The organism is Corallococcus terminator, from assembly GCF_049194865.1.
GTDB lineage: Bacteria > Myxococcota > Myxococcia > Myxococcales > Myxococcaceae > Myxococcus > Myxococcus terminator_A.
In genome coordinates, this window is record NZ_JBLZWL010000063.1 from 46,325 (window position 1) to 57,621 (window position 11,297).

Below are 11,297 nucleotides of genomic sequence, written 5' to 3' on the forward strand. Positions count from 1 at the left end.
TCTTGTCCGCAAAGGATTGGCGTCACGCCAATCGCATCCTTAATAGTCGAGCACGTTGTTCAAGCCGCCAATGCCGAAGCTTTACCAGTTTACCGCTATTTCTGCGTATTTCATGATTTCTGACTAAGAGCTCCGCAACTCCATGGCGCCCTTGGTGCGCCAGCTGCGGGGACCGAACTGGACGACGTGGGCATGGGCTGAACGCAATGGCCCTCATGTGTTGCGTTGTTGCGCATTGCGCTCGGCATCTACTTCTGACATGGCGGGCCCACGCTGTCGTGGGTGACGGCTTGTCGGGAGGAGTGACGCATGCGAGTGGCAATCATTTTGGGCGTGGTGGTCTTCGGAGTGCTGGCGGGCTGTGGCAAGGACGCGCAGACTCTGACACCGGAAGAGGGTGGTGAGTCTCTTTCAGCTCACTCGAGCGACCTGTATGTCGCCAGCAGTACGATCTGGCCCGAAACGACCATCGGTGTGTGCTGGGAAAACGCAACGGCGGCGAATGCCACCGAGCGGGCGTGGGTCAGATCCGCGGTAGAAAATACGTGGGCAACAGTCTCCAGGGTCGGCTTCTATGGCTGGGAGCCATGTCTCTCGGGATCTCACGGAGTACGCATCCGGATTTCGGATGAAGGGCCTCACGTGAAGTTTCTGGGAAAGCGACTCAATGGCGTGAGCAATGGGATGGTCCTCAACTTCTCCTTCGTGAATTGGGGCCCGAGCTGCCAGTTCCAGCGGGAATTCTGCATCCGGGCCATCGCGGTGCACGAGTTCGGGCATGCGCTCGGTTTCGCGCACGAGCAGAGCCGCCCAGACCGGCCGTCCAATTGCACCGAGCCAGCCCAGGGTTCGAATGGCGACCTGATGATTGGCGCATGGGACCTCCAGTCGGTGATGAACTACTGCAACCCAAACTGGAATGGGAATGGCCAGTTGAGTGACACCGACATCACGGGCGTGAACCAGGTCTACGCTGTCACGTGCGAGGAGACGTGCAGGGCGCAATATGACGTCTGCTCTGGTGAGTGCTGCGAGGACTGTTATGGGCAGTACACAGCTTGCTACAACGCCTGCTGGAACTGACAAGGTGGCCCGCTGTTTGGGGGCGTGAGGTATCAAGCAAAGACAGGACTGCTCGCCTGACATCAAGGGGCGCGCAGTCCTGTCAGTGCAGGCCGACGGCCGCGACCTGACCCGGCGGGAGCAGTCCGGGTGTCGGCAGCAGAAGCGCCGCACACGCAACTCGAGTCGCACGACGCGTCCTGCGGCGGGCAGGTCCGCCGGGCGTCGGACCTAGCTGCCATGTACCGCGGTACTGGTCACCCTCCGCGCTATCGTGGGCCACCCGGTCCACCCGACACCCAGGAAGTGGGTACAGCGTTTCCATTCCCAGGATGTATTCGCCCCGCTGGCAGCTTGCCGCGTCTGCCTAATCCCCAGAGGGGAGCCATACGAAGTGCGGGAGAGCCACGGAACTGGGCTCCCCCCAGGACGCACTCCCGCGGGCCTATGAGCGCTTCCCTGAGCTCGGCGGGCGCACAGCGCCTTGACGTTGGTTCGTGGTGACTACTGGAGGGCCCGCGCGTCATCGCCCCCTGGGGAGAGCAGCCTCTCCATGGGGAGTTCCACTCCCTCTCGCGCCAGGTACGTGATGGTGACGACCTTGTTGTCGGTCGAATCCACACCGCGCACCGTCACGAACGCCGCGTTCCACACCTGCCGCTCCGGAGCCATGAAGGCCGTGCGCACGAAGTTGAAGGATTGCTCGTTGTCCCCATGTTCCGTCTCGATGCGGCACAGGCTGGCCCGGCACTCGATGGACCTGAGCTGCGAGGGGTCTGGCAGCGCGGCCCTCACGCCGTCCTTGGCTTGCCGCTCGGCGCTCCGCGCCCACGCGGTGTCGAAAGGCTCGTCTCCGAAGTAGGCCTCGAGGCGCTGTCTCACCTGCTCCGTGGAGGCGGACGAAGGGGCGGGCGTCCCCCCAGCCTTGGGTGTCGCGGCGGCGGGCTCGGGTGTCGAGGCAACGGGCTCGGGTGCCACGGGCGAGCGGACGGGGGCCTCGACGCGCGCTTCACGCAGACGGGCGGGCGGCGTGGGCTCGGGCGCGGAGGCCGGCCCCTGCCTCTCGGTCGCGAGCGGCTCCGCCATGGAGGCGCGTCGAAGGAGCTCGTCCCTGTCATGCCGCTGCTGGAAGAACAGCACGGTGGCGCAGGCGCAGGCGAGGACGCCTCCCGTCAAGAGATGTCGGGGCTTCATGGTCATGACCTCGGTGGAGGGAGCCGCCGCTCCCCGAAAGCCGGGGAGCGGCGGCTCGACGGGACTACTGGTACCAGTAAACGCTGTTCACGCGTCCGCCCGGGTTGAGGTCGCACGCGAGGTTCAGGGTGCCGCCGACAGGCACGTACACCGGGCCGAGCGCGACGCTCACGTTGGCGCCGAAGCTCGGGAGGTAGGTGACGGGCACCGACCACATCTGCGTCGCATCACGGCTGAGCGCGAAGAACCGGCAGCCGACGTTGTTGGCGGAGCTCGCGCCATAGGCATTGAAGGTGACCCGGTAGTTACCGGAGTCGTCGACCTGGAGCGGGTAGAACAGCCCGACCGTCCTGGGGCAGTTGTTCGTCTGCGTGGTCCACGACTCGCCCAGGCAGGCGCCATCCGCTTGGAGCTGGGGCTTGCCGTGCCACCCGGAGACGGTGCGGGCGCTGGCGGTCCCCGCCACGCTGCCGAGCACCACCGCTGAAGCAATGAGGATCCTCTTGTAATGGGCCATCGGTTCGACTCCTTGGAGTGAAGGTGCTTCGAGGCGTGTGAGAGTGTTTGCCGGAGCCGGCCCCTCGGCTCGGCGGCATGAGCGTGGAGGTGTGGAGTCGGTGCTTCGGCCGTGAAGGCCTCTCCATACGTCCTCGTCGGATGCATGGCTTTGCAGCTCACATGCCGCTCCAGTCGCCGCGTTCCTCGGACGCATCTGCCTCGGAGCGCACCTGACCGAGGCCCAGGAAGGCACGCCACGGGCACAGCGCCGCGCGGTGCCAGGCACACCGTTTCGCTGTGTCGGATGGCCGGGGGCCGGGTGTCTGGGTAGACCATCATGGGCTACCATGACGGGATGGGGGGAAGCCGTGGACGATGACCGGGACGTCACTCCGGAGGTGGCACAGCTCACCGTGGGGGCCAGCCTCGTGCCGGACGGCTCGCCCGGAGCGGGTTCGGGCCAGCTCCACGGAAACGCTTCCGTGGGGCACTACACGTTGCTGGAGCTGCTCGGCCACGGCGGCATGGGAGAGGTCCACAGGGCCTGGGACAGGCGGCTGAGCCGCACCGTCGCGCTGAAGTTCGTGCGAGGCGCGGACCCGGACCGGGTGATGCGCTTCCTGCAAGAGGCCCGGATGCAGGCGCGAATCGACCATCCGAACGTGTGCGCGGTGTACGAGGTCGGTCATGCGGAGGGCCGGGACTACATCGCGATGCAGCTCATCGAGGGCCAGCGGCTCGACCAGGCCGCGGCAGGGCTGTCGCTCCCGGAGAGGGTCCAACTGATGCGAGAGGTCGCCTCCGCGATGCACGAGGCGCATCGGCTCGGCGTCATCCACCGCGACCTCAAGCCGGGCAACATCCTGGTGCGACGGCAGGAGGACGGGCGCTGCGCCCCGGTGGTGATGGACTTCGGTCTGGCGCACGAACCCAGCCTCGAGCAGGGCCTCACCCGGTCGGGCGCTGTGATGGGCACCCCCGCGTACATGTCACCGGAGCAGGCCCGAGGGGAGACGCGGGCCGTCGACCGGCGCTCGGACGTCTATTGCCTGGGCGCCACCCTCCACGAGCTGCTGACCGGCGCTCCTCCGTTCTCGGACAAGACGCTCGTCGGCACCCTCAACAAGGTGCTCCACGAAGAGGCGCCGCCCGTGCGCACGCTCGTGCCTCACCTGCCCGGCGACCTGGAGGTCATCGTCCTCAAGTGCCTGAGCAAGGACCCAGGGCAGCGCTACCCTTCGGCGCGAGCCCTGGCCGAGGACCTGGGGCGCTACATCGACGGAGAGCCCATCCTCGGGCAGCGCCCGGGGCCGCTCTCCCGGCTATGGCGCCGCGCGCGCAAGCACCGGACCCTGGTGGCGAGCTCCGCCGTGTCACTCTCGCTCATCCTGGTGCTCTCGGGCCTGGGCATCACGTCCAGGTGGGACGCGCGACAGGCTCGACTGCAATCGGAGGGGCGTGCGCGGATGGCCGAGCAGCTTGGCCAGCAGGTGAAGGACCTCGAGTGGTTCCTGCGATTCGCATACACGGCCCCCCTGCATGACACCCGTCGAGAGCAGCAGCTCGTGCGTGAGCGCATGGCGCGCATCGCCGCCTGGCGGCACACGCTGGGGGCACCGGGAGATGCGCTCGTCCAGTACGCTCTGGGACGTGGCCATCTGGCGATGCAAGAGCTGGAACAGGCGCACACCGCGCTGACGCGCGCGAGGCAGCTGGGGCTGGACTCGCCAGAGCTCCATCATGCGCTGGGAAGGGGCCTCGGCGAGCGCTACCACCAGGAGATGGAAGCGGCGCGGCACGGGGGCGACCCGGCGTGGGTCGCGGCGCGGCAGCGCGCCCTCGAAGAACAGTACCTCCGGCCAGCGCTCCAGTCGCTCGAACGCAGCCAGATGCTGGAGCTGGAGTCCCCCCAATATCTGGAGGGATTGATTGCCTTCTATCGCCACGACTACGACGCGGCGGCTCGGGCGGCGGCCCTCGCCGAGACCCAGGCGCCGTGGCTGTACGAGGCCCGGAAGCTCGCGGGCGACGTGGCCCACGCGCGAGCGATGGAGCAGTTGGAGCGGGGCAACTACGACGCGGCCCGCTCGGGCCTCCACGAGGCCCGCCGCCTCCATGAGCGCGCCGTGGAGCTGGGACGCAGTGACGCCCGGAGCTACGAGGCGCTGGCGGAGGTGGGGTTGCAGGAGGCGGAGTTGGACCGGCGCGAGGGGCGGTCTCCCGGGGCTTCGCTGGAGAGGGCGCTGTCCGCGGCGGAGCAGGGTCTCCAGGCCGCGCCGTCTCGCGGCGCTGGCTACACCCGGAAGGCCTTCATCCTCCTCAATCGGTACCGCGCCGCGAACCCGGGCGGTGAAGAGGTGGACCCGAAACGACTCCTCACCGACTGCATCGCGACCGCGTCGCGCGCGGTGGAGTTGTCTCCCCTGGACGTCCAGGCACACGACATCCTGGGCGTCGGCTATTTCTTCCGGGGGCTCCAGGCGTCCTGGGAGGGAGGAGACCCCGAGCCGTCCTGGCGCGAGGCCATCTCCCGACTGGGTCGGGCCCTCGAACTCCAACCCCAATACCCCTGGGGACTCAACGACTTGTCGCTGGTGCATCGTTGGCGAGGCAATCGCCAGCGCGAGCGCGGTGAGGACCCATCCACCTCCTATGCCGAGGCGGAACGCCTCCTGCGTCTGGCCGTGAGGTACGACCCGAAATACGTGTTCGGGTACTCGAACCTGGCGGAGCTGTACAACGCGATGGCGGCTCATCGGCTCGCGCGGGGGATTGATCCGGAGCCGGAGGTGCGAAAGGCCATCGCGGCGGGTGAGGCAGTGCTCGCCATCAACGGCAACTACCACTCCGCGATGAACAAGCTGGGGCTCTCGGAGCTGCTTCGCGTGGAGTACCTCGTCGCCTCGGCGGCGGATGCACGGGCTCCGTTGGCGCGTGCCGCTCGCTGGTTCGAGCGCTCGCTCGGCATCAATCCGACCTTCGCGCGGACCCACTTCTTCCTCGCGACGGGGCACTTGTTCGCGGCGACCCAGGCCGTGGTGGAAGGTCGCGCCCCCGATGTCGCGCTCGAGGCGGGCCGACATGCCCTGCGGGACGCGACGCTAGGGGATGCGAGCTGCGCCGACTGTCAGGTCCTGAGCGCGCGGCTGGCGCTCGTGGAGGCCACCTGGGTACGACGCAACGGCGGCTCCGGACTCCGACTCCTCCAGCTCGCGCGCGCAGAAGCGAGGAGAGCGGTGGAGATACAGCCCTACAACGAATCCCACCAGGAGCTGGCGAGGGCCTGCCTGCGTCTGGCGGAAGCTGTGTCTCCCCGCGAGGCCCCTGGCTTCATCTCCGAGGGCCTCGCGCAAGTGGACCGGGCGCTCACGCTGGACCCGAAGCTGGCTTCGGCTCATGCCGTCCGTGGAGGGTTGCTGTTGCTCCAGGCACGGCTGGCACGCGCGGAGGCGGCGCGCGCCGAGCATCTGCGTCAGGCCCGCGAGTCACTGGTGAAGGCCCTCGTCTTCAATCCACTGCTGCGGCGGGAGTACGCGGAGGCGCTCCGCGAGGCGGGGCTCAGTCCGGCGCCGGGGTGAACGTGCCCGTGGCGAGTTTTCCCGTCGGTGTCCATGTGGGCGGCCTGGCGCAAGGCGGCACACCGAGCATGCCGGCGGGCGGGGCAATCTCGGGGACCCGGCGGTTCTCGGGGTTGAGGCAGACCGCGCCTTGGGGACTCCAGAGGGCCTCCAGCGTCCGGAGCTCTTCGACCTCGTTGTTCGCGTTCCTCCCCAGTCCGAACTGGTCGCGCTTGTCGATGCGCGTGCCATTCCGGGTGTAGCTCTTGAGGTCTCCGCGGCCGACGAAATACGCGGCGCGCTTGGCCTGCAGGCACGAGCCGAAGAGATGGCCGCGGAGCGTGTCGTAGACGCCTGTGTCGGGGTTCCAGGGGACGTAGCCCCAGTCGAGGCAGGTGACGATGGCCCCCGACTCACAGCCGATGGTGGTCCACGTCGGGACGGGCTCGACGGCTGCGTTCACGCTGTTGATGCGCAGCCTTGGCAGGAAGGAGGTTGCGTCCCTGTCGGAGGCGATGACGCCCCTCGGGTCGCAGTGATGCACCCAAGGACCCGTGGCCTCCCGGTAGAGGACGTCATAGCCGCGGACCCGGGTCGAAGCCCCGAGGCGGGGCGTCACCATCACCTCGAAGGTCGCCGCTCTTTCGGGCCCGCCGTCATCGGCAGGGAGCGAAACCCGGAGTCTCAGCAGGTGGAGGTTCTCGTCTCGAAGTTGAAGAACCTGGGTCGCGGTGTCGCAGGCGCTGGACATGGGACAGTAGTTCACGGTGAACCAGGTGCCCTCCGCCTGGATGCTGTGAATCCTGACGGGCTCGCCTGGGCCGGACTTCTTGTGTAGCACTCCCGTCACGGTGTATCCGCCGAGCAGGTCCCCGGGCGTGCTGGGGACTCGGCCCATCAAGCGGACAGAGGGGCGGCGTGCGCTGGCCGAGGCCGGGATGTTCGCGAAGGCTTCGGGACAGAAGCGGGGTCTCCCATCCACCTGGAAGCAGTAGGTGCCGCCCTCGACGACGAAGATGCCCAGCCCGTTCGTCTCCGGAGGTCGGCAGCTGGGTTGCCCGGTCGGACATTCCCATGGCGACAGGGGTATGGCTTCTGGGGGGAGGACACAGGTCTCCGAGCGGCAGTCCTGGACGGGCAGGCTCTCGTTGAGGTCGGGCTCTCCGGGGGGCGTGGGCCTCACGCAGGACTTGCTCCCGGGGAACAATACACAGCACCCGCTGACCCCCATGGCCAGGAACAGCATCACCACGTACTGGAGCCTTGCGCTCACTCGCGAGCCGAGTCCGGGAGGGCGGAGGCACTGCTTCGTTGTCATTGCCAGTCCATTCATCGTGGGGCTTGTATAGCGAACGTCGTGCCAGAGCGGGCCGCGTGAACAGGGTTCCCCGCGCCGCGAGGAGTCTCGATGACTTGCGAAGCGACGCGGGCCCGCAGTGGTGGAGCGAGGGTCGGTGGCACAGGAAGAGGCACCGCCTGACGTGTGCCCATGGCACAAGCGTATGATGGCAACCATGGAACGGGAACTGGAACGGTCGACGGTGCGCTCCAGCAGGGATGTCGCTGGCGCTCATGCGAGCGATGCGGCTCGTGTCCCAGGGCTGCTGCGCCTCTTCGGAGGAGGCCGGGCAATGGCCGTGGCGATGCCCTCGAGTGGGGAGGTCCTGGAGTTGGGGCGAGGCGCCGCCGCGCTGGGTGAGGTCCAGGACGCGAAGATGTCGCGGCGTCATGCCCAGGTCCGCTTCGATGGGCGGAGCTTCTGGGTCACCGACCTGGGCAGTCAGAATGGCACGTTCGTGGACGGTGAGGCTTTTCCCAAGGGGACGGTCCATGAGGCGAGGCGTGTGGTGCGCATGGGGGACTCGCTCTTCGTTCCCTGCCAGGACCTACGGCCGTTCCAAGCCGAGGGGGTCCAAATCGTGGAGGGGTTCGTGCGGGGGCCGGCGATGCAAGGTCTGCTCGCGGAGGTCTCCCGGGCGGCCAGTCTTGGCTTTTCGCTGCACATCCATGGGGAGAGCGGTACTGGCAAGGAAGGCGTGGCGCGCACCTTCCACTTCCACTCTCACCGGCGAAGTGGCCCTTTCATCGCCGTCAACTGCGCGGCCATTCCCCTGAGCATCGCGGAGCGACTGCTGTTCGGCGCTCGGCGGGGAGCGTACTCAGGGGCCGACGTGGACGCCCCGGGTTACCTCCAGTCCGCGGATGGAGGCACCTTGTTCCTCGACGAGGTCGTGGAACTGGACCTGTCTGTCCAGGCCAAGCTCCTGCGGGTACTCGAGAGCAGGGAGGTGCTCCCGTTGGGGGCTTGGAAGGCACAGCCGATAGACTTGCGAATCTGCTGCGCCAGCAACAAGGACCTGCGCACCCTGGTGGCCAACGGGCAGTTGCGCGAGGACCTGTACTTCCGCATCGGCCGACCGGAGGTCACGCTGCCGCCGTTGCGCCAGCGCCCCGAGGAGATTCCCCTGCTGCTCGAGCAGGAACTCCAGCGGATCTCGCCCGGGATGGGCCTGCACGTCTCGCTGGTCGAGGAGTGTCTGCGGAGGCCCTGGCCCGGCAACGTCCGCGAGTTGCTGGTCGAGCTGCGCGGCGCGGTACAAGCCGCGCTCATGCAAGGCGCGTCTCGTGTCGAGGCACGTCATCTCGGTCCTGGCGCCGGAGCGAGCTTCGGGCCGGCCTTGTCACGGGCTCCCGAAGCGCAGCGAGAACCTCCTCGGCAGCGGGCGCCATCGAAGGCGAAGCCCTTGCCTCCCGACGAGCGTGCCCGCATCGAGCAGGCCCTGCTCCAGAACGGAGGCAACGTGACCGCCACGGCGCGAGCGCTCGGCATCCATCGCACGCAGCTCCGGAGGCTGCTCGAGCGCCACGCACTCACCCCTCCCGATGCGGACGAACAGGAGTGAGTCAGGGAGACGGCCGCCCACCTCGAAGGCTCTATCGACGGAGGGGCGCTGGGGCCGCGACACACGCAACTGGACGCCAGCAGGCCCCGTTCGTCTCGGCCCCTCTCCCACCCTCACCCCGGCCGTGCAGGAGCTGAAGCGCATCGGCTGAATCCGCTCACGCGACAGCTACCTTGACGCTCACCGTCCGCGACAAGCCGCTCGACCCCCTTCGTACGTCGTTCACGATGTCCAGGGCGCATCCTGGGTTCTTTCTGGCATTTATGATGGCCATGTCACACGCGGCATCGGCTGCGTCGTCCTGGGGATGGAAGGGCGCTTTGCCCCCCAGAACGAGGACCTACACATGAAGCCCAGGATGAATGCCTTCGCGGTCGCGCCTGAAGCCCTCAACCTCATGCTGGATTTCAGCAAGAAGGTGGAGGCGCTCGGACTGGAGCCAAGCCTCTGCGAACTCGTCAAGATCCGTTCATCCCAAATCAATGGCTGCGCCTTCTGCATCCACCTGCACACCCGCGACGCCCGCGCCCATGGAGAAACCGAGGAGCGCATCTACCTTCTGGACGGGTGGCGTGAGTCCCCGCTGTACACCGAGCGCGAGCGCGCTGCCCTGGGCTGGACCGAGGCCCTGACGCTCATCGCCACAACCCATGCCCCGGATGAGGATTATGCTGCGCTCAAACCGCACTTCACCGAAGAGGAGATCGTGAAGCTATCCCTCATGATTGGTGTCATCAACACCGCGAATCGACTTGTCCTCGGCTTCCGAGCCGTGCACCCGGTGAACCCTCGCAGTGAAGCCGCCTAGTTCAAATCCCGCGGACGTCTTCGACCCGCTCCGCCCCCGCCTGCTCCGCATCGCGTACCGGATGCTGGGCATCGTCGCGGAGGCGGAGGACGTGGTGCAGGAGGCGTACCTCCGTTGGCACCAGACGGACCGCGACGCCGTGCGGGACGCCGAGGCCGTACTCGTCCGCACGGTGACGCGCCTGTGCCTGGACGTCCTCAAGTCCGCGCGCGTCCGCCGTGAGGAGTACGTGGGCACCTGGCTCCCAGAGCCCATCATCGAGACAGTGGAGGGCGACGACTTGACGCTGACCCTGATGATGGCCCTGGAGCGCCTGTCTCCGCTGGAGCGGGCCGCGTTCCTCCTGCACGACGTGTTCGGCAAGGACTTCGATGCCGTGGCGAAGGCTATCGACCGGGCCCCTGCGGCCTGCCGCCAGCTCGCCAGTCGGGCACGAGCCCACGTGCAGGAGGCCCGGCCCCGCTTCCCCGTGACGGAAGAGAAGGGCCACGAGTTGGCCTCGGCGTTCCATGCCGCGTCGCGGAGCGGTGACACGCAGGCGCTCCAGGCACTCCTGGCCCAGGACGCCATTTTGTACGCCGATGGCGGAGGCAAGGCGAAGGCGGTCCCCAATCCCATCTACGGGCGAGAGAAGCTGGTGCGCTTCTTCGAAGGGGTGTGGCGCATTCCAGCCGTCGGCTCGGCGCAGCTCGTGCACGAAGGCACCATCGACGGCCTGCCCGCGTACGTCACGATGGATCCGGAGGGAATGCTGCAGACCACGGCTTTCGCCATCGAGGACGGCCGAATCGTCGCCATCTACGTCACGCGCAACCCCGACAAGCTGAAGGGCATCCGTCGCGCGATGGAGGGCGCGTCGTAGGAGGCGTCGGCACGCACCACCGCCCCTGCGCCATTCTTGCCGGCCGTAGCTGGCAAGCCAGACCTCTGCCGCCCCTCGTCACGAGCTGCATGGCCACACAGAGGCGCCTGCGCACGCTCACCCTCCTTCGCCCCTTCCATGACGCACGCTTCTTACCGGACCCGAATATCCGGTAACCACACCCGTTCTGCTGACGTCACGAGCCTGTCACAGCCACGTTCACGAGGCTTGCCTGGAGGCCCACCCCTCGGGGTGCCGACCGCCCTTCGCGCCCTTGCACAGTGCGCTGATATCTTTGGGCTTCGCGTTCTCCAAGAACTCCGCGTGACCGCATGGACAGGATTGCCACCTTCTTTCGATGACACCCGACGTTCTCAACTGTTTCACGGCAGCTTTTTAGTATCATCACAGTC

The 11,297-nt window shown here is 67.4% G+C and carries 8 protein-coding genes; 5 read left to right on the forward strand and 3 right to left on the reverse strand.

The window, feature by feature from the left end; genetic code table 11:
* Positions 1–309: 309 nt before the first annotated feature.
* Positions 310–1,083, forward strand: a complete 774-nt coding sequence (locus ACN469_RS20120) for a M12 family metallopeptidase (RefSeq protein ID WP_498770272.1) — start codon at positions 310–312, stop codon at positions 1,081–1,083.
* Positions 1,084–1,566: 483 nt separating this feature from the next.
* On the opposite strand, the gene ACN469_RS20125 is transcribed toward ACN469_RS20120, so the two are convergent.
* Entirely contained in the window at positions 1,567–2,256 is a 690-nt protein-coding gene (locus ACN469_RS20125) for a hypothetical protein (RefSeq protein WP_498770274.1), read from the reverse strand.
* A gap of 64 nt (positions 2,257–2,320) precedes the next feature.
* Positions 2,321–2,773 carry a hypothetical protein gene (locus ACN469_RS20130; RefSeq protein WP_163866731.1) on the reverse strand — a complete coding sequence of 151 codons (453 nt, stop codon included), beginning with the start codon at positions 2,771–2,773 and terminating at the stop codon, positions 2,321–2,323.
* Between the two features lie 328 nt (positions 2,774–3,101).
* Here ACN469_RS20130 and ACN469_RS20135 point away from each other — a divergent pair, with 328 nt between their 5' ends.
* On the forward strand, positions 3,102–6,332 hold the full coding sequence (locus ACN469_RS20135; protein WP_498770276.1) for a protein kinase domain-containing protein: 3,231 nt from the start codon (positions 3,102–3,104) through the stop codon (positions 6,330–6,332).
* Here the strand turns inward: ACN469_RS20135 and ACN469_RS20140 are convergent.
* The gene (locus tag ACN469_RS20140) at positions 6,313–7,584 is read right to left on the reverse strand and encodes an ADYC domain-containing protein (RefSeq protein ID WP_498770278.1); all 1,272 of its coding nucleotides are present in this window, start codon (positions 7,582–7,584) and stop codon (positions 6,313–6,315) included. The two genes, ACN469_RS20135 and ACN469_RS20140, sit on opposite strands and share 20 nt — an antisense overlap.
* 358 nt (positions 7,585–7,942) lie before the next feature.
* Between ACN469_RS20140 and ACN469_RS20145 the strand changes: the two genes are divergently transcribed.
* From ACN469_RS20145 to ACN469_RS20155, 3 genes are all read left to right on the forward strand, one after another.
* Complete coding sequence (locus ACN469_RS20145) at positions 7,943–9,214, forward strand: sigma 54-interacting transcriptional regulator (protein ID WP_498770280.1); 1,272 nt, start codon at positions 7,943–7,945, stop codon at positions 9,212–9,214.
* A gap of 346 nt (positions 9,215–9,560) precedes the next feature.
* Entirely contained in the window at positions 9,561–10,022 is a 462-nt protein-coding gene (locus ACN469_RS20150; protein ID WP_498770282.1) for a carboxymuconolactone decarboxylase family protein, read from the forward strand.
* Positions 10,009–10,884 carry a sigma-70 family RNA polymerase sigma factor gene (locus tag ACN469_RS20155; protein WP_498770284.1) on the forward strand — a complete coding sequence of 292 codons (876 nt, stop codon included), beginning with the start codon at positions 10,009–10,011 and terminating at the stop codon, positions 10,882–10,884. The genes ACN469_RS20150 and ACN469_RS20155 overlap by 14 nt, the downstream gene beginning before the upstream one ends.
* The last annotated feature ends 413 nt before the right edge of the window (positions 10,885–11,297 follow it).

Bases quoted from the DNA above. Each gene is read 5' to 3' on its own strand.
- ACN469_RS20120 (WP_498770272.1), top strand. From the start codon at position 310: ATGCGAGTGGCAATCATTTTGGGCGTGGTGGTCTTCGGAGTGCTGGCG.
- ACN469_RS20125 (WP_498770274.1), bottom strand. From the start codon at position 2,256: ATGAAGCCCCGACATCTCTTGACGGGAGGCGTCCTCGCCTGCGCCTGC.
- ACN469_RS20130 (WP_163866731.1), bottom strand. From the start codon at position 2,773: ATGGCCCATTACAAGAGGATCCTCATTGCTTCAGCGGTGGTGCTCGGC.
- ACN469_RS20135 (WP_498770276.1), top strand. From the start codon at position 3,102: ATGACGGGATGGGGGGAAGCCGTGGACGATGACCGGGACGTCACTCCG.
- ACN469_RS20145 (WP_498770280.1), top strand. From the start codon at position 7,943: ATGGCCGTGGCGATGCCCTCGAGTGGGGAGGTCCTGGAGTTGGGGCGA.
- ACN469_RS20150 (WP_498770282.1), top strand. From the start codon at position 9,561: ATGAAGCCCAGGATGAATGCCTTCGCGGTCGCGCCTGAAGCCCTCAAC.